The sequence below is a fragment of the Deferrisoma camini S3R1 genome (assembly GCF_000526155.1).
Lineage (GTDB): Bacteria > Desulfobacterota > Deferrisomatia > Deferrisomatales > Deferrisomataceae > Deferrisoma > Deferrisoma camini.
In genome coordinates, this window is the sequence record NZ_JAFN01000001.1 from 1,994,522 (window position 1) to 2,011,934 (window position 17,413).

Below are 17,413 nucleotides of genomic sequence, written 5' to 3' on the forward strand. Positions count from 1 at the left end.
GGCGGAGACCAGAGACTAGTGGATCGTTTCCAAAATCTCGTTGCGTTCCCTGGGGGTGGGGCTGGGGGCCCCTCCTTCGCTGAACGGCCTCGCAGGGGCCGCCTCGGCGCGGTCCGCTGCGGCGCGTGAGAGCACGCGCCGCGGCCGCTCCCCTGGCGCCGGGCGGCCCGAACTGCTCGGCCGTCGCGCTTCGTCAGAGCCCCCAGCCCCACCGAGGCAATCCGCAACCGTTTTTGCGAAACGAAACACTAGAAACCATCTAAATTTCGGTAGGTTTTACGATTTAGACTGGTGTTCCTCGAGCCACCATGCCCCCGAGGCATTGGAGTCGAGGATCAGGAGCCGCTAGGCCGCCTAACTGCCCAGCCGCCTAGCCGAATCCAGGCCCCCTGCCCCCGGGACATGAGGTATAGGCGAAGAGGTGAGATGGCTCCTAGAACGTGGGAGAGTCCGAGAGGTTTTCAAGCCTTCTAGCCCCCTAGCTTTCCAGCCTTCCAGCGGGCCGAAGACCCGAAGTCACCGACGGGAGGGGTAACCATGGACGACGTCAGGGCCCATGTGGTGGTGAGCGGGCGGGTCCAGGGGGTGTGGTTCCGGGCCAGCACCCGGGACGTGGCGCGCCGCCTCGGGCTGCGCGGCTGGGTGCGCAACGTGCCCAACGGCGACGTGGAGGCCGTGTTCGAAGGCCCCCGCCCCCAGGTGGAGGAGGCGATCGCCTGGTGCCGCCGGGGCCCCCCGGCCGCCCGCGTGGACCACTGTGACGTGATCTGGGAGGAGCCCCGGGGGGAGGGGCCGTTCGAGGTGCGGTTCTAGATTGACCCGGCGACGAAATAGGCGCGTCACCTCGGTCTGTCCTCCGTCCCCTGAACTCTGTCCACCGATACGGCCGCGCCCGGCTCTCCGATGGGTCCCTTGCCCCTCGGATCTGGGAACGATAGCGGCTATTTCATCCGCCGGGTTGACAACAGGAGAACGATGCGCAGCGCGTTCGTGATCGCGGCCCCCTGGTCGGGGTCGGGCAAGACCACGGTGACCCTGGCCGTGCTGGCGGCCCTGCAACGCCGGGGCCTGCGGGTGCAGGCGTTCAAGGTGGGGCCCGACTACATCGACCCGGCGCACCACGCCAGGATCACCGGCCGCCCCTCCCACAACCTGGACACCTGGATGATCCCCAGGGCCGTGAACCGCCGGCTGTTCCACGCCTCGGCAGCCGATGCGGACGTGGCCGTGGTGGAGGGGGTGATGGGCCTGTTCGACGGGGTGGACGGGACCCGGCCCGAGGGCTCCACGGCCCACCTCGCCCGGACGATTCGGCTGCCCGTGGTGCTGGTGGTGGACGCCCGGTCCATGGCCCGCAGCGCGGCGGCCCTCGTGCAGGGGTTCGCCTCGTTCACGCCCCGGGTGCCCATCACCGGCGTGGTCTGGAACCGGGTGGGCAGCCCCACCCACCGACGGATCCTGGACGAGGCGCTGGCCGCCGCGGGGCTGCCCCCCGCGTTGGGGGCGCTGCCCCCGGAACCGGGGCTGGCCCTGCCCGAGCGGCACCTGGGGCTGGTCACCCCGGAGGACGCGGCCCTGCCCCCCGCGTGGGAGGACCGCCTGGCGGCGTGGATCGAGGACCACCTGGACCTGGACCGGCTCCTCGAGCGCACCCCGCCCCCCCCTCCTCCCCGGCTGCCCGTGCCCCGGCGCCGGGCGGGGACGCGCACCGTGGCCGTGGCGCGGGACGCGGCGTTCTGCTTCTACTACGACGAGAACCTGAGGCTGCTCGAGCGGGCCGGGGCCCGGATCGTCCGGTTCTCGCCGCTGGCCGGCGACGGTGTGCCGCCCGACGCGGACGCGGTGTACTTGGGCGGAGGCTACCCCGAGGTGCACGCAGAGCGGCTGGCGGCCAACCAGGCCTTCCTGGACGGGCTGCGGGGGTTCCACTCCCAGGGCCGCCCCATCTACGCCGAGTGCGGAGGGTTCATGGTGCTGTGCCGGTCTCTGGAGACTCCCCGAGGGGGGCGGGTGCCCATGGCCGGGATCTTTCCGGCCGAGGCCCGGATGCGCTCCGGCCGGTTCCATCTGGGCTACCGCGAGGTGGTGGTGCAGGGGGTGGCCGGCATGGACGGGCTCACGGCCCGGGGTCACGAGTTCCACTACTCGGAACTGGTGGCCCCACCCCAAGGGGTGGAGACGGTGTACCGGGTGCGCAACGCCCGGGGCGAGGAGCTCGGTCGGGAGGGGTACCGGTCGGGCGCTGCCCTGGCCGGGTACATTCACCTGCACTTCGCCTCGTGCCCCGATCTGCCGCTTCGGTGGCTCGGGCTGTCGGGGCCCAGGCCCTGCCGGGCAGAGACCAGAAACTAGAGACTAGACCATGCCCCCGATATTTGGCGGGTTCGAGAGCCGCCTGGCTAGTGTCATGGTTCGCAAGTTCGTGCAGTTCCGAGGGGGTGGGGCTGAGGGCCCCTCCGTGCAGGGAGCGGTAACGCCCGTTTATCCGCCGGAGTATCAGCCGTCGAGCCGCCGGTACCCCGTGCCGTCCCAGCCGTGGAGCTCTTCGTAGGGGCACCCGGCATCCGCGAGGGCCTGCTCCACCGCCTCCCGGTCGGCCATGCGAAACGCGATGGAAAGCCCGCAGTCCGAGGACAGCTGGCGGGGAACCGGCATGAGCCGCACGTCGAGGCCGGCCCCCTTGAGAACCTTCTCGGCCCGCATCACCCGATGGATGCTGTGGAAGATGAGAATTCCGTCCCGATCCATGTGCCGTCTCCTCGCCTCGGGGGGCCGGCCGTGAGGCGCCCGCGCTCCCGGCCCGAGCCCCTCGGCCCCGCGGTCCAGGCCCTGGTCCGCTCGGTGCGCTCGGGGCTGTCCGGCCCCACCCACCGGGTGTGGGAGGTGTGGGAGGAGGCCGTGGGCCCCGACCTGGCCGCCCGGGCCCGGCCCCTGTCGGTGCGGGGCGGCGTGCTCACCGTGGGGGTCACGTCCTCCGCCTGGGCCCAACAGCTGTCGTTCCTGCGGACCGAGATCCTGTCGCGCCTGAACGCCCACCTGGGCGACGCCCCCCTCAAGACCATCCGGATCCGGGCGGTAGAACCCGAGCCCTCGCCCACAAGCCGGCCCTCGCCTCCGGAGCGCCCCGCACCCCGGCCGGTGCCCGGGTGGGCCCGGGAGCGTGTGCAGCGGATCACCCAGGGGGTCGCCGACCCCGAGGTCCGCCGGGCCCTCGAGCGCCTCTGGCTCCGACACCTAGAGGCCAAGGGGGTCACGGAGGACCCAGCAGACGCTCCGCCTCCGGGGAGTACCGGCGATCCCTCCCGTGGAGGACCAGGGGAGGCCTGATCTCCAGGTCCTCCCGCCCGCCCTTGACGGCCCGGACGAGCACCCGGTGGGCCGGCTCGCCGGCCCTGGGGTGCACCGGCCACAGCACCGACGGCTCCAGGCCCAGCCTCCGGCACTCGCCGAGCAGGGCCGCTGCCCGCCGGGCCGGGTACACGCAGCAGAACGCCCCGCCGGCCCTCAGTTTGGCCTCGGCCGCCCGGATCACGTCCGCGAGCCCGCAGGTCACCTCGTGGCACGCCGCGGCCACCTCGGGGTCGGGACTGGTCCGGCCCTGGCCCACCGGCCGGTACGGAGGGTTCGCCACCACCAGCGGGAACCGGCCGGGGGGAAGGCGCGCCGGGTCCCGCAGGTCGGCCACCGCGAACCGGGCCCGGTCCGACAACCCGCTCGCCCGGGCCGACCGCTCCGCCCGGTCCACCATGGCCGGGCTGAGGTCCACCCCCACCACCTCCCGGGCGCCCCCGAGGGCCAGGAGCGCGAGCCCCACCACCCCGCACCCGCACCCCAGGTCCAGCGCCGTGTCCACCGGGGTCTGCGCGGCGAACCGGGCCAGCAGCACCGCGTCCACGCTGAACCGGTACCCCTTCCGGGGCTGGACCAGACGGATCGTGTTGCCCAGGGCCCCGTCCAGGGTCTCGTCAGGCCCCATCGGCACCCCGTCCCGGTGGACCATGGCGTCCTCATATCAAAATTCTCGGCCCCCTGGGCTGGCGGGGCAAGGGACCTGCCTCCGGCCGGGCGCGAAGCCGGGCATGAGATTCGCCGCGCAGGCGCGGGGCAGAAGAGCAGGTTTCATGACAGCTCGGTGGAATCCGACCATTTCGCGGTCCGAGCATCAGAGGCGCTGCGCGGCGAGCTAAGGGGCCGCGCCCGGCTCTCCGACAGGCCCTTTGCCCCGCCCTGGTGGAGCTCTATTTGAAGGCAACCTGGGATCAGCCCCCCGGCAGCACCTCGGCCGGGTCGAACAGCAGGTGCATCACCAGTCCCGTGACCTGCTTCGGGAAGAAGTAGGTGCTCTTCTGGGGCATTCGCTCGCCGGCCAGGGCCACCTCCTTGACCTCCTCGACCCGGGTGGGGTTCATGACGAAGCCCAGCTGGATCTCGGGATCCTCGACCACCTGACGCACCAGCTCGCCGGTGCCCTTGACGTACCGGAGGTTGCGCTGCTCCTCCTGGGCCTTGCGGTCGATGCCGAGGATCCGCTCGAGGATGAGGGAGTGGAGGATGGTCACGTCCAGGGTCTGCACCACTTTGGGCACCCGGCCCCGGAGCATCCGGTGCATGACCCCGTCGTCCCTGAGCACCAGGAGCCGGAACCGGGGCTCGCCCTTGGCCACGAGCCCGAAGGCGTGGGCCCGACCCCGCAGGTCCCGCAGCCGGGCGGACAGGGTCTCGGCGTCCGCCACCGGCTCCACCTCGAAGAACTCCTCCAGCTGTCGTTCGAGGTTCTCGATCCGGTCCGGGGGCACCCCGAACACGGCCCGGTGGGTGGGGAACACGGCCAGCCCCGGCGAGCTCAGGTTCGAGAAGTACATCATCACGTAGTTCCACGGCTCGTTGCCGGTGTAGCCGGGGTGGCGCTCCCGCATGAGGTCCCGGTACCGCAGGGCCGTCTCGTAGCGGTGGTGCCCGTCGGCGATCACGAACACCTTGTCAGCCATGCGGCGGGTCACCTCCCCCACGAGGCGGGGCTCGGTCACCCGCCACAGCCGGATCTCCACCCCCTCGTCGGTGTGGACCCGGATCAGGGGAGGCTTCCCCTTGGCCATGGCCTCGAGGTCCCGCAGCACCACCATCTGGGGGTCGTCGTACAGGCTGAAGATCGGGCTCAGGTTCGCCCTCACGGCCTCCATGAGCCGGAGCCGGTCGGCCTTGGGCCCGGCCAGGGTCCGCTCGTGGGGGAAGTACAGGCCGGAGTCGGGATCCTCGAGCCGCACCTTGGCGTAGTACCCCCTCCGGGTCAGGGGCTCACCGAACTCGCCGCGGTAGTCCTCCTCGGTGTAGTACACGCTCATTTCCCGATCGCGGATCAGCACCTTCTTCCGGAGCCATTCGATCAGCGTGCGTCGCGCCCGGGTGTAGCGGTTCTCCTCCTCGTCGTCGCCGGGAAGCACCTTCCCGAACTCCAGGCGCACCACGTTGTAGGGGCTCCGCCGGTACAGCTCCTCCTGGAGCTCCGGCCCGATCACGTCGTAGGGCGGGCAGATCACCCGGTCGAAATCGTCCACCACGGCGGGGTTGAACCGAACCCCTCGAAATCCCAGCACCTCGGCCATCGTCTCTCACTCCCTCGGGGAAATCATTCGAAACGCCCCGGCTCCGGGGCGGGCCCCTGCTATCACATCCCCCCCTCCCGGAGCAAGTCCGCAAAAAGGCCGCGTGTGCCGGTCGGAGAACTTTGATAAACTTTTTTCAGGTCGGGTCCGATCCGTGCGGGGGCCCTTACCCGGATGCGCACATGGACCGTCTCGTCTCGTTGATCCTGTTGGTTCTCGTGGCCGCGTGCTCCCCGCCGGCCCCCTCTCCGGTCGACCGGTTCCGGATCGGGGGATCCGCGTCGGCACGGGACCTGGCGGAGGCCCTGGTGGAGGCGTTCCGGCTGTCCCATCCCCGAACCGAGGTGGAGCACGCGCCCCCCACCCATTCGGGAGCGGCGATCCAGGCCCTGAAGGCCCGGGAGATCGACGTGGCCTACCTGACCCGGGAGCCCACCGCCGAAGAGCGCTCCGGCCTGTTCCTGTACCCCTTCGCGCTGGATCCCCTGGTGTTCGCGGCCCACCGGACGGCCGGGGTCACGGACCTGACCACCCAACAGATCCGCCGGCTCTATGACGGAACCATCACCCGGTGGTCCCAGGTGGGGGGCGCGGACGTGCCGGTGGTGCTGCTGGACCGCCCCTCCTACACCTCACCCCGGCGGCTCCTGAACGACACCCTCCTGGCCGACCTGGATCCGGCGCCCGGGGCCACGGTGCTCGAGGGACCGGGCGACATGGACCATGCGCTGCGCCTGTACCCGGGGGCCCTCGGGTACACCTCGCTCCGGGCCGCCCTGGCCCTGGAGCCGGATGTCCGGGTCCTGCGGGTGGACGGCGTGTACCCCGACCCCGACGCCGTGCGCAGCGGGCGGTACCGCCTCAACCGGCCGGTGGTCTTCGCGGTGCGGGCCGAACCCCTGTCGGCGGCCCGCCGCTTCCTGGAGTTCCTGAACACGCCGGCCGCCCGGCGGGTGGCCACGGCCCGGGCCACGGTCCCGGTTCGGCGCAGCCTGCGCATCGGGGTCCCCCCCATGCGGAACATCGTGGCCCTCGAGGCCAAGTACGGTGGGCTCGCCCGTTACCTCCAGGCCCGGCTGGGGCTCCCGGTGGACCTGGTGCACCAATCGAGCTACACGGACCTCACCGAGGCGTTCCGCACCGGCCGGGTGAACGCGGCGTTCGCCGGGAGTTTCGCCTACCTGGTGGCCCACGCGGAGACCGGGGCCGAGGTGCTGGCCCGGCCCGACTATGGGGGGGTGTCCCACTACCGGGGTGTCGTCTTCGTGCGAAGCGACAGCCCGTTTCGATCCCTGGCGGACCTCCGGGGACGGCGGGTGGTGCACGCCGGCCTCACCACCACGGCGGGCCAGATCTTCCCAATGTACGCCCTGAAGATGCGGGGGCTGGGCCCGCCCCAGGAGTTCTTCGGGGAGTTCACCGACGCCGGATCCCACGAGGCGGCCCTGCGACAGCTGCTCGAGGGCGCTGCCGACGCGGCCGCGGCCAAGGATCTGGTCTGGGGCGAGATGGTGGCCGAGAACCCGGCGCTCGAGGGGCGGCTGCGGGAACTGGCCGCGTCGGCACCGGTGCCGTCCAACGGATTCGTGGCCGGGCCCACGGTGTCGCCCGCCCTCCGGCGCCAGATCCGCAACCTCCTGCTCTCCATGCACGAGTCCCCCCAGGGCCGCAAGGCCTTGACCGACCTGGGCGCGGACCGGTTCCTGCCCACGACCGACGAGGACTACCAGGCCCTGTACGAGATGGTGCAAGCCCTCTCCGACGAACTCTCCGGCTACTTCCAGTACCGATGAAGCGCCCCACCAGCCTCCGCCACCGCTTCCTCGTGTCGTTCGGGGCGCTCCTCGCCGGCCTGGGCGGCCTGAGCCTTGCGGCCACCCTGATCTCGGCGGCCGTATCCTACCGCAACAACCTGGCCCTGAAGCTCCGCCAGGCGGCCGGGCGGTTCGAGAACCGCCTGCGACACGCCGAGGAGTCGCTGTTCTTCCGCACCCGGATCCTCTCCGAGGTGGCCCGGGTCGAGGCCTCGGGGGCCGACCCGCAGCCCCTGCGCCAGCTGCAGGTCTACACCCTGCGCTGGCTCACCCACGACGGCCTGGAGATCCTGGGAATGGGGAGCCGCCGGTACTGGAAGGAGCGGGGGAAGTGGGGGCCCCTGATGGAGAAGGCCTTCTCCGGGGTGCCGTCGGTGGCCCTGCAGTCCGACCCCCATCGGGGGGCGGCCCTGGTTGCGGCGAGCCCCCGGGAGAGCGACATCGGGGTCGAGGAGGTGATCGCGGTGGCCCTGCCCCTGGACACCTCGCTCCTGCAGGAGTGGGCCGCCCTCCTGGGCGCCGAGGTGGCGCTGCTCGCCCGGGACGGCACGCTCCTGGGATCCAGCCTTCCGGCGGCCGTCTCCCTGCCGGTCCAGGGGGCGAAACAGGGCACGGTGCGAACCGGCGGAATGTCGTACGCGTACTACCGGTTCCCCCTCCGGGTGGGCTCCCGGCCGGCGGGGTGGGGCATGATCCTCCTTCCCACCGGGGACCTTCGGGCCCTGGCGGTCCGCAACGCCACGATCCAAGGCGGGGTGCTCGTGTTGGGCATGATGGGGTTCTTCCTCCTCTACCGGGTCGTGGTCCGGCGGGCGACCAGCGACCTGGAGAGGCTGACCGGCTGGGCCCGCGACTTCGACCCCGCGGCCCCCACCCCCCCGCCGGCAGTGGCCAGCGGCGACGAGGTCGACGTGCTGGCGACCTCGTTCGGGGACCTGCTGGACCGCCTGGAGGCCGCGCTGGCCCAGGTGGCGGCGGCCAACCAGGAGCTGTCCCGCACCAATCAAACCCTGGAGGACCGGGTCCGGGAGAAGACCCGGGAGCTCGAGGCCGAGAGGCAGCGCCTCGACACCGTGCTGAGCGGGATGCCCCATGCGGTGTTCCTGGTGGACGTCCACGGCAGGGTGGTGTACGCCAACCAGGAGGCCCGGCGGCGGTTCGGCCCGGTGGAGGGAATGAGGTGCCAACGGGTCCTCGGAACGAGCGGGCCCCTGCCGGAGGAGACCGAGACCGAGACCCGCATCGGGGATCGGATCTACCTGCTGCAACGGAGCCCCGCCGGTGACGGCCGGGCCGTGCTGGTGGCCCAGGACGTCACCGAGCGCCGGGCCCTGGAGCGCCAGCTCCAGCACGCCCAGCGCATGGAGAGCGTGGGGCGGCTGGCGGCCGGTGTGGCCCACGACTTCAACAACATCCTGGGCTCCATGATCCCCTCCCTCGAGATGCTCAAGCACCGAACCCACGACCCCAAGGCCCTGCGGTACCTGAAGACCGTGATGAACGGCGCCGACCGGGCGGCCGACCTGGTGCGCCAACTGCTCATGTTCAGCCGGGCCGGGGAGTTCCAGCCCCAGGTGATCGACCTGAACCAGGCGGTCGAGCGGGCTCTGCATCTGGTGGAACCCAGCCTGGGGAAGGTGGAGCTTTGCTGGCGTCCCCACCCCGGCCTGGAGCGGGTGCGCGCCGACCCCACGCAGGTTCAGCAGGTGGTGTTCAACCTGGCCCTGAACGCCCTGGACGCCATGGAGGGCGGGGGCACCCTGACCGTCGAGACGTTCCCCGATCCGGAAACGGGGCAGATGGGCCTGGCCGTCGAGGACACCGGTCCGGGAATCCCCGAGGATCAGGTGGAACGGGTGTTCGACCCCTTCTTCACCACCAAGGCCCCCGGCAAGGGCACCGGACTGGGGCTGGCCATCGTCTACGGCGTGGCCGAGCGCCACGGGGGCACGGTGCGCCTGATCAGCCCCCCGGCGGGGGGCGCCCGGTTCGAGGTGACCTTCCCACCGGCGTCGGCCGCCCCTCCCGCCTGACCCGAACCGGAAGGCCTGCCGCGCCCCGGCCCGACGACATCCGCCAAACGGATGTTTGCCTGAAGCGAGCGGTATTTTTCCAGATTCTGACCCTTGCACAGTGAACGACGGATGCTATAGTGCGTTCGTTCGTGAGATTCATCCATTGTTTTGTTTTGGGGGCTCGCTCGGATGGGGGCTCTGTGCCGGCCGTTTCCGATCCTGACCGCAGTCCGTCCGGCCCTGGGGGGGACGGCGGGCGACGGCCCGCGGGGCGTCGTGACCCTCCCTCCGGCCCCTGGCGTTCCATGGGCCAGCCTGGACGCCGAGGGTGGGCCCCACCTCGACCTCACCGGTCCGGCAGGCACCACCGACGCGATCACCACGAGGATCGGCAGCCCCCCAGGTTCCGGAGAGGTACGCCACCAGCGGCGACACCGTGCCGAGATCCCTCCTGTTCGACGTCCCGCGCAACGCCGGCTCGTTTTTTCCAGGACCTGATCGCAACGGGCCTGGTGAGCCCGTGATCCGCCACCAAAGGAGGTGCCCCATGAGACAGCAACCCGTTTCCAGCCGAAGGCGGTTCCTCGCAGGCGTCCTCGCCGGCCTGGGCGCGGCGGGCCTGGCCCGGCGGGTGCGGGCCGAGGAGCGCCGCCCCCCGGAGAGGGGCGAGACCCTGTTCCGCCGCACCCGTCACGTGGAGGCCTATTACCGGACCCTGGAGGACTGAGGGAGGTGGCGCCATGAAGATCCGATCACGCAGCAAGGGCACGGGCCCGACGCGGACGGGCCACGGCCGGACCGACCGGAGGGGGTTCCTGAAGGCCGCGGCCACGGCCCTGGGGGCCGGAGCGGTGGCCGGCACCCCGGCGGGGTTCGTCCGCCGGGCCCGGGCAGGGGAGAAGAACCCGTTCCCGGATGCCAAGCAGGTCAAGACCGTGTGCACCCACTGCTCCGTGGGCTGCGGGGTGATCGCCGAGGTGCAAAATGGGGTGTGGGTCCGCCAGGAGATGGACCTCAATCACCCGATCAGCCGGGGAGGACTGTGCTGCAAGGGAGCGAGCCTCCGGGAGCTCGCCATGAGCGATAAGCGCCTCCGGTTTCCCCTGAAACGCGTAGACGGCAAGTGGCAGAAGATCTCGTGGGAGAAGGCCCTGGACGAGATCGCGGACAGGCTCCTCCAGATTCGCAAGGAGAGCGGCCCGGACAGCGTGTTCTGGATGGGCTCGGCCAAGATGTCCAACGAGCAGTGCTACCTGTTCCGAAAGATGGCCGCCATGTGGGGGACGAACAACGTGGATCACCAGGCCCGGGTCTGACACAGCACCACGGTCGCCGGTCTGGCGAACACGTGGGGCTACGGGGCCATGACGAACCACCTGAACGACATCCGAAACGCCCGCTCCATTATCATGTTCGGATCGAACGCGGCCGAGGCCCACCCCGTGGCCATGCAGCACATCCTCGCGGCCAAGGAGAAGAATGCAGCTCCCCTGATCGTGGTGGACCCCCGGTTCACCCGGACCGCGGCCAAGGCGGACGTGTACGTGCGGCTGCGTTCCGGCACCGACGTGGCACTGGTGATGGGCCTGGTGCGCGAGATCGTGAAGAACGGCTGGCACGACCGGGACTTCATCGACAAGCGCACCTTCGGGTTCGAAGAGGTCATGAAGGTGGCCGAGCACTACACCCCGGAGGAGGTCCAGCGCATCACCGGGGTGGAGCCCAAGCTTCTGAAGCGGGTGGCCCGGCTCTTGGCCGACAACCGCCCCGGCACCCTGATCTGGTGCATGGGCGGCACCCAGCACTCCCACGGCAACAACATCACCCGCAGCTACTGCATCCTCCAGCTCGTGCTCGGGAACATGGGCAAGGCCGGGGGCGGGGCCAACGTCATCCGGGGCCATGACAACGTGCAGGGCGCCACGGACATGTGCATCCTGTCCAACAGCCTGCCCGGGTACTACGGCCTGTCGGACGGCGCGTTCAAGCACTGGGCCCAGGTGTGGAAGGTGGACTTCGAGTGGCTCAAGGGCCGTTTCGACCTGGCCTACGACAAGAAGCAGCACAACAAGAAGGGCTTCACCATGGCCCGCTGGTACGAGGGCGTGCTCCAGCCCAAAGAAAAGATCGACCAACGCGACAACATCCGGGCCCTGTTCTACTGGGGCATCGCCATGGAGAGCCAGAGCCAGATGCACCGGGTCAAGAAGGCCCTTGAGAAACTCGATCTCCTGGTCCTGGTGGACCCGTTCGTGCCCAGCGCCGCGGTGGTGCCCGACCGGAAGAACGGCACGTACCTGCTGCCGGCCTCCACCCAGTTCGAGAACGAGGGGTCGGTCACGGCCACGGCCCGCCAGCTCCAGTGGCGTTTCCAGGTGCTGGAGCCCCTGTACGACTCCCGGCCCGACCACTGGATCATGTTCGAGCTCACGAAGCGCCTGGGGTTCGGCCAGGAGTTCGCCAAGAACATCGAGAAGTGGCCGGACGACTGCCTGGAGGAGTGGCGCAGCGGGCTCCAGACCATCGGGTACACCGGCCAGACCGTGGAGCGCCTGAAGCGCCAGCGCGAGTACGCCCACACCTTCGACCTGGTGACCCTGCGGGCCAACGGCGGCCCCTGCGACGGCGAGTACTACGGGCTTCCCTGGCCCTGCTGGACCACCGATCATCCCGGCACCCCGATCCTTTACGACATGTCCAAGCCGGTGATGGAGGGAGGCCTGCCGTTCCGGGCCCGGTTCGGCACGGAGTACAAGGGCCGGCCCCTGCTGGCGGCCAAAGGCGTCACCATGCCCGGCAGCCAGGCCGACGGCGGCTACCCCGAGTTCAAAGGTGTGGTCAAGGGCACCAACTGGAAGACGGACCTCTCGGACAAGACCTTCCGGGCCGCCCTGTCCAAGGGCATGGCCCCGTTCGGCAACGCCCGGGCCCGGATGTACGTGTGGACCTTCCCGGACCCGGTGCCGATCCACCGGGAGCCGATCCAGACACCCCGGCCGGATCTGCTCTCAGACTACCCGACGTACCCGGACAAGAAGCTCCAGTACCGGGTGGACACCGCCTTTGCGAGCGCCCAGAAGGCCGACACGAGTAAGACCTACCCACTCATCCTCACCACCGGCCGGATCGTGCAGCACATGGGCGGCGGGGCCGAGACCCGGGCGAACCGCTGGCTGTCGGAGCTGGCGCCCGAGATGTACGCCGAGGTGAACCCCCGCACGGCAAACGACTACGGCCTCATGGACGGCGACTGGATCTGGATCGAGAGCCCGCAGAAGGGCCGCGTCAAGGTCAAGGTCAAGGTGACCCTCCGGGTCGATCCCTACACGATCTTCCTGCCCTACCACTTCGGCGGGGTGTTCGAGGGGGTGAGCCGGATCGAGCGGTTTCCCGAGGGCAACGCCCCCTACGTGGTGGGCGAGTCGGCCAACGTGGTCACCAACTACGGTTACGACGTGGTGACCCAGATGCAGGAGACCAAGACGGGTCTGTGCCAGATCCGCAAGGCCTAGGAGGTGCCCCATGGCCCGGCTGAAATTCCTGTGTGACGCGAACCGGTGCATCGCCTGCGACGGTTGCACCGTGATGTGCAAGAACACCAACGACGTGCCCCGGGGCACCTTCCGCCGCCGGGTGGTCACGATCAACGAGGGTCGGGACGGCGAAGCCAGCATCTCGGTGGCCTGCATGCACTGCTCCAACCCGCCGTGCGCGGCCGTGTGCCCGGTGGAGGCGTTCTACCAGCGGGACGACGGGCTGGTGCTCCACTCCAAGGACAAGTGCATCGGGTGCGGGTACTGTCTGTTCGCCTGCCCCTTCGGGGCGCCCGGATTTCCCACCGGGACCCCGTTCGGCGTCAAGGGTGCGATGGACAAGTGCACGTACTGCGCCGGCGGGCCGGAGGAGGACTTCTCCGAGGCGGAACGGCGCAAGTACGGGGCCAACCGGATCGCCGAGGGCAAGCTGCCGGCCTGCGCCACGGCCTGCGCCACCAAGGCCCTGCTGGCCGGCGAGGCGGACGAGATCGCCCGGATCTACCGCAGGCGCGCCATGGAGCGGGGGAGCGAGGCCAACGCCTGGGGCTGGAAGCGGGCCTACGGCAAGGGCCTGTAGGGACGCCGATGCGGGCCATGCGGACCGGCCTCGTGTTGGGCCTGATCCTGGCCGGGGCCAACGCGGCCGGGGCTGCGCCGCCGGACCTGGCGGAGGGGCGTTACCCCTATCTCGCGCCGAGCGGGGGGGCCACCCCCCTGGTGGCCCGGTGGGCGGGGCTGGCCCGGGCCATGCCCGACTGGAAGGACAAGGCCAAGGCGGCCCACTACCGGTTCCCGGCGGACAAGCCGGGTCGCCGGTGTGATCAGCCAAAGTGCCACCCGGGGTTTCGGGACGCCTACGTCCAGCGGCTCCTGGCCCTCCCCGAGGGGTCTTCCCGCCAGAACGCCCGGCAGGGCCGGCTGGGGCTCGCCCGATGCGGCGACTGCCACACCTGGGATCGGATCCGGGAGCGGACCGCCGCGTGCCGGCTCCACTTCGACCAGCCCGACCGGGTCGAGTGCACCGCCTGTCACCTGGAGGGGCCGAAGGTCCTGGAGCCCCGTGGCGACAAGAAGACCGTCTCGGTCCGAGGCGCAGCCCCGCTGGGGGCCTGGCCCACCCACCGGCTCACCCGGGACGAGAAGGCGATCCCCTGCGACCAGACGTGTCACGTGCCCCAAAACCCCTTTGGGGTGGAGCAGGTGTGCAACGACTGCCACGGAGAGGGCAAGCTCCGGGTGGCCCGCTTGGCCGCACCAGGGGTGCTGGTGCACGCCACCGACCCGAAGAGCCCGTGGCCCCGCCTCACCCACCGGTTCTTCCTGTGGCTCACCACCGGCGTGAGCGGGGCCCTTCTGGCCTACATCCTCCTCGACCTGGTGCGTTCCCGGAAGCATCCTCAGGCCCCTGCGGGGCCGTCTAGAGGCTAGAAACTAGAGACTAGAAACTAGAGAAATCTTGACGGCCTCGGACCGTGTGGTGGAGGCGAAGAGGCATGAAGGTTCCTAGAACGTACGGGAATCCGCGAGGTTTTCAAGCCTTCTAGCCTCTTAGCTTTCCAGCCTTCAAGCGGGCCGAAGGCCCCAGACCGACGACCGTTGACCGTAGACCGACGACCGAAGTTACTGGGAAGGAGATGAGGGGATGAACAGCCGGGAAGTCCAGCGGTTCCCCCCAGGGTTCGTGTGGCAGCACGGGCTGCTCATCGTCACCTTCACTCTGCTCGCGGTGACCGGCATGCCCCTCAAGTGGCACTGGTGGGGGGTGATCCGGGTCATGGGAGGGTACGAGGTGGTCCGGTGGATCCACCGGTTCCTCGGAGCCGTGATGCTGGCCCAGGGTGTGGTCCACGTGGTCCATGCGGCGGTCCGCCAGGTGCGGGTGGGCCACCCCGGCGGCCTGTGGCCGAGCCTTCGGGACGTGCACGATCTCCTCCACGACGTCCGGTTCCTGCTGGGCCGGGAGCCCGAGCGGGCCCGCTACCCCCGGTACTCGTACATCAACAAGTTCGACTACTGGGGTGCGTTCTGGGGGGTGGCGATCATGGCCGGGTCGGGCCTGGTGCTGTGGTTCCCCCGATCCTTCTCGGACACCGTCATCCACATGAGCCACATCGCCCACACCGACGAGGCCCTGCTGGCGGTGATCGCCATCTTCATCTGGCACCTGTACCACGTGCACACCTCCCACGGGCGGCCCCGCCTCAACCGGGTGTGGCTCACCGGCCGCATCCCGCTGGAGGATCTCAAGAGCGAGCACCCCGAGGAGTACGAGCAGCTCGTCCGAAACAGCCGCCTCGGGGAGCCCGGCTGACCCATGCCAGCTTTCCTCGTCCCATGCGGGCCGAAGCCCCCCACCAGACCGGCGACCGTAGACCGATGACCGGAGACCGAAGCTACGCGGAAGCCTGGGTGTGCTCCTGCAACGGGCGGATCCCCCTGCCCCGATCCCAGGATCTGGGTAGCGGGGTGCGCCTACGAACCTTCCGAGCCCTGTGCCTCCAGGACCCCGCGCCGGCGCCCGAAGGGCCGGTGTTCCTCGGATGCTTCCGGGGCACGGCGGACCTCGTGGCCCGGTGGGAGGACGAGGGCAGGCCCCCGGGGTCGGTGGTGGCGTGGGACCTGGACGGGCTGCTCGACGCCGCCGCACCCGCCCGAGCCGTGGCTGCGGCGGCCGAGGCCGGTGCGGCCCTGGCTGCCGCGGGCCGGCCCCCGACCCGGGTGGACCTGCCCCCCGGCCCCCGGGTGGCGGTCATGGGCCCGGGCAGCGGGGCCCTGGCCCGGGCCCTGGAGCCCCACGCGGCGGTGGTCTGGATCGATCCGGAGGCCCCCCCGGGCCCTCCCCTGCGCGGGTATCCGGCACGGCCCGGGGGGGTGGAAGGCCGGCTCGGAGCCTTCCGGGTGGTCCCCCATCGGGGGCCACCCGTGGACCCTTGGACCTGCGTGGGATGCGGGGAATGCGCCCGCGCATGCCCCACAGGGGCCCTGGAGCCGGGGCTTCGATTCCAAGCGGACCGGTGCGATGGCTGCGGCCGGTGCGAGGAGGCGTGCGCCTCGGTCGGGGCCCTGGACCTGCGGTCTGCGCCCGGGGTTCCCGCCGATCAGGTGGTGTGGGTGGGCGGCGCCGGCCCTTCCCGGCCCGGGCTGCACCTGCCCCCGGATCCTTCCCGGGCGGGGGAAGCCGTGGCGGAGGTGCTTGGGCTCGTCCGTGGGGCGGAGGCGTGGGACCCGCTGATCCTCACGGAGCGGCCGTGCGCCCACGCGGCCTCCGGGCTCCGGGGCTGTGACCTGTGCCTGAGGGCCTGTCCGACCGGCGCCTTGCAGGAGGGGGGCGCCCGGATCCGGCGGGACCCTCTCGCTTGCTCCGGCTGCGGAGCCTGCTTGGCCGCCTGCCCCACGGGCTCGCTGGACTCGCGGCCCCACGACCGGGATGCCCTCGCCCGGGCGCTGGAACGCCTGGGCCGGGCCGGTGTTCCGACCACCCTTCGCTGTCCCGGGGCTCACAGGCCGGGCCGGCGGGGGGGCGTGGGGATCCCGTTGGAGCACCTGTACGGAGTCGACGCGTGGGCCCTGGCAGGGGCGGTCCTCGCCGGCGCCCCCTGGGTGGCGGTGGAGCCGTGCCCGAGCTGCGGGCCGTGGGTGGGGGGAGAGCTGGACCAGGCCCGGCGGGTGCTCTTTCCCCCGGCCCTCTCCGGCCGGGTCCTGGGCCCGGGCGATCCCGCGCCTGCCGACTCTACGGCGACGGCTCCCGCCCTGCCCCCTGCCCCCCCGGGGCCGGAGGATCCGCTGGACCGGAGGGCCCGAGTGCTGACCGCCGTCCTGGTCGGTCCCGTGACCGGGCCGCCCCTGGAGGGGCCGTTCGGCCGGCCCACGGCCCGGGCCGGGTGCACCGGCTGCGGGGCCTGTGCCGGCGTATGCCCCACGGGGGCCCTGACCGCCGACCCGGACACGCCGGTGGTTCGGGTGCGGGAGGTGCGGTGCGTGGGCTGTGGGCTGTGTGCGCAGGCCTGTCCCGAAGGGGTGGTGGAGATCGCGCACCACCTGGCATGGGAGGGCTCGGCGCTCCAGCCCCGCGTGTTCGCCCGGGCCGAGGCCCACGCCTGCCCGGCGTGCGGACGGGTGTTCGCCACCCGCCAGGCCCTCGAAGCCGTGCGGGGCCGCCTCCAGGGCCGGGTGGCGTTCGAGCCCACCCTGCTGGAGTTGTGTCCCGACTGCCGGGTGGTCCGAGCGGTGGGCCCGGCCCGGTAGGAACCGGCGAATGTAGCGTTTCCGAAATCTCGTGGTTTTCCCAGGTGGGGCTGGGGGCCCCTCCTTCGCTGAACGGCCTCGCAGGGACCGCCTCGGCGCGGTCCGCTGCGGCGCGTGAGAGCACGCGCCGCGGCCGCTCCCCTGGCGCCGGGCGGCCCAGGCTGCTCGGCCGTCGCGCTTCGTCGGAGCCCCCAGCCCCA

General features: G+C 71.1%; 14 protein-coding genes. 11 read left to right on the forward strand and 3 right to left on the reverse strand.

Going from position 1 to position 17,413, the window contains the following annotated elements; translation table 11 throughout:
• Positions 1–537: 537 nt before the first annotated feature.
• Together DEFCA_RS0108780 and DEFCA_RS0108785 are read left to right on the forward strand one after the other, a co-directional pair.
• Positions 538–813, forward strand: coding sequence for an acylphosphatase (locus DEFCA_RS0108780; RefSeq protein ID WP_025322656.1), 276 nt, complete (start codon positions 538–540; stop codon positions 811–813).
• 162 nt (positions 814–975) lie between these two features.
• Positions 976–2,352, forward strand: a complete 1,377-nt coding sequence (locus DEFCA_RS0108785) for a cobyrinate a,c-diamide synthase (protein WP_025322657.1) — start codon at positions 976–978, stop codon at positions 2,350–2,352.
• Positions 2,353–2,496: 144 nt separating this feature from the next.
• On the opposite strand, the gene DEFCA_RS0108790 is transcribed toward DEFCA_RS0108785, so the two are convergent.
• The gene (locus DEFCA_RS0108790; protein WP_025322658.1) at positions 2,497–2,748 is read right to left on the reverse strand and encodes a DUF3343 domain-containing protein; all 252 of its coding nucleotides are present in this window, start codon (positions 2,746–2,748) and stop codon (positions 2,497–2,499) included.
• Positions 2,749–2,778: 30 nt separating this feature from the next.
• Here DEFCA_RS0108790 and DEFCA_RS21475 point away from each other — a divergent pair, with 30 nt between their 5' ends.
• Positions 2,779–3,327: a DUF721 domain-containing protein gene (locus DEFCA_RS21475; protein WP_025322659.1), complete on the forward strand. Its 549-nt coding sequence runs from the start codon at positions 2,779–2,781 to the stop codon at positions 3,325–3,327.
• Here DEFCA_RS21475 and DEFCA_RS0108800 read toward each other — a convergent pair.
• Both DEFCA_RS0108800 and DEFCA_RS0108805 read right to left on the reverse strand, forming a co-directional pair.
• Positions 3,251–4,000 carry a tRNA1(Val) (adenine(37)-N6)-methyltransferase gene (locus tag DEFCA_RS0108800; RefSeq protein ID WP_025322660.1) on the reverse strand — a complete coding sequence of 250 codons (750 nt, stop codon included), beginning with the start codon at positions 3,998–4,000 and terminating at the stop codon, positions 3,251–3,253. The genes DEFCA_RS21475 and DEFCA_RS0108800 overlap by 77 nt on opposite strands.
• 259 nt (positions 4,001–4,259) lie before the next feature.
• Entirely contained in the window at positions 4,260–5,603 is a 1,344-nt protein-coding gene (locus DEFCA_RS0108805; RefSeq protein ID WP_025322661.1) for a DUF1015 domain-containing protein, read from the reverse strand.
• A gap of 182 nt (positions 5,604–5,785) precedes the next feature.
• On the opposite strand from DEFCA_RS0108805, the gene phnD reads away from it, so the two are divergent.
• The 8 genes from phnD (at position 5,786) to DEFCA_RS0108850 (ending at position 17,213) form a co-directional block, all read left to right on the forward strand.
• Positions 5,786–7,396 carry a phosphate/phosphite/phosphonate ABC transporter substrate-binding protein gene (gene phnD, locus DEFCA_RS20580; protein ID WP_025322662.1) on the forward strand — a complete coding sequence of 537 codons (1,611 nt, stop codon included), beginning with the start codon at positions 5,786–5,788 and terminating at the stop codon, positions 7,394–7,396.
• Positions 7,393–9,450: a two-component system sensor histidine kinase NtrB gene (locus DEFCA_RS20585; protein WP_025322663.1), complete on the forward strand. Its 2,058-nt coding sequence runs from the start codon at positions 7,393–7,395 to the stop codon at positions 9,448–9,450. The genes phnD and DEFCA_RS20585 overlap by 4 nt, the downstream gene beginning before the upstream one ends.
• Positions 9,451–9,979: 529 nt before the next feature.
• Positions 9,980–10,159 (forward strand): hypothetical protein, encoded by a 180-nt coding sequence (locus tag DEFCA_RS0108820; RefSeq protein WP_025322664.1) that lies wholly within the window; start codon positions 9,980–9,982, stop codon positions 10,157–10,159.
• 13 nt (positions 10,160–10,172) lie between these two features.
• Positions 10,173–12,944 (forward strand): molybdopterin-dependent oxidoreductase, encoded by a 2,772-nt coding sequence (locus DEFCA_RS19360; protein WP_084319009.1) that lies wholly within the window; start codon positions 10,173–10,175, stop codon positions 12,942–12,944.
• A 10-nt stretch (positions 12,945–12,954) separates the two neighbouring features.
• Positions 12,955–13,545, forward strand: a complete 591-nt coding sequence (gene fdh3B / locus DEFCA_RS0108835; protein ID WP_025322667.1) for a formate dehydrogenase FDH3 subunit beta — start codon at positions 12,955–12,957, stop codon at positions 13,543–13,545.
• 17 nt (positions 13,546–13,562) lie between these two features.
• Complete coding sequence (locus DEFCA_RS0108840; protein WP_169709516.1) at positions 13,563–14,396, forward strand: hypothetical protein; 834 nt, start codon at positions 13,563–13,565, stop codon at positions 14,394–14,396.
• 214 nt (positions 14,397–14,610) lie between these two features.
• Positions 14,611–15,279 (forward strand): formate dehydrogenase subunit gamma, encoded by a 669-nt coding sequence (locus DEFCA_RS0108845; RefSeq protein ID WP_025322669.1) that lies wholly within the window; start codon positions 14,611–14,613, stop codon positions 15,277–15,279.
• Between the two features lie 65 nt (positions 15,280–15,344).
• Positions 15,345–17,213 (forward strand): 4Fe-4S dicluster domain-containing protein, encoded by a 1,869-nt coding sequence (locus DEFCA_RS0108850; RefSeq protein ID WP_169709517.1) that lies wholly within the window; start codon positions 15,345–15,347, stop codon positions 17,211–17,213.
• The last annotated feature ends 200 nt before the right edge of the window (positions 17,214–17,413 follow it).

What these genes read in the sequence shown, in the direction of transcription:
- DEFCA_RS0108805 (WP_025322661.1), bottom strand. Translation starts at nt 5,603, where the DNA reads ATGGCCGAGGTGCTGGGATTTCGAGGGGTTCGGTTCAACCCCGCCGTG.
- DEFCA_RS0108800 (WP_025322660.1), bottom strand. Translation starts at nt 4,000, where the DNA reads ATGGTCCACCGGGACGGGGTGCCGATGGGGCCTGACGAGACCCTGGAC.
- DEFCA_RS20585 (WP_025322663.1), top strand. Translation starts at nt 7,393, where the DNA reads ATGAAGCGCCCCACCAGCCTCCGCCACCGCTTCCTCGTGTCGTTCGGG.
- phnD (WP_025322662.1), top strand. Translation starts at nt 5,786, where the DNA reads ATGGACCGTCTCGTCTCGTTGATCCTGTTGGTTCTCGTGGCCGCGTGC.
- DEFCA_RS0108850 (WP_169709517.1), top strand. Translation starts at nt 15,345, where the DNA reads ATGACCGGAGACCGAAGCTACGCGGAAGCCTGGGTGTGCTCCTGCAAC.
- fdh3B (WP_025322667.1), top strand. Translation starts at nt 12,955, where the DNA reads ATGGCCCGGCTGAAATTCCTGTGTGACGCGAACCGGTGCATCGCCTGC.
- DEFCA_RS0108785 (WP_025322657.1), top strand. Translation starts at nt 976, where the DNA reads ATGCGCAGCGCGTTCGTGATCGCGGCCCCCTGGTCGGGGTCGGGCAAG.
- DEFCA_RS0108790 (WP_025322658.1), bottom strand. Translation starts at nt 2,748, where the DNA reads ATGGATCGGGACGGAATTCTCATCTTCCACAGCATCCATCGGGTGATG.
- DEFCA_RS0108820 (WP_025322664.1), top strand. Translation starts at nt 9,980, where the DNA reads ATGAGACAGCAACCCGTTTCCAGCCGAAGGCGGTTCCTCGCAGGCGTC.
- DEFCA_RS0108780 (WP_025322656.1), top strand. Translation starts at nt 538, where the DNA reads ATGGACGACGTCAGGGCCCATGTGGTGGTGAGCGGGCGGGTCCAGGGG.
- DEFCA_RS0108845 (WP_025322669.1), top strand. Translation starts at nt 14,611, where the DNA reads ATGAACAGCCGGGAAGTCCAGCGGTTCCCCCCAGGGTTCGTGTGGCAG.
- DEFCA_RS0108840 (WP_169709516.1), top strand. Translation starts at nt 13,563, where the DNA reads ATGCGGACCGGCCTCGTGTTGGGCCTGATCCTGGCCGGGGCCAACGCG.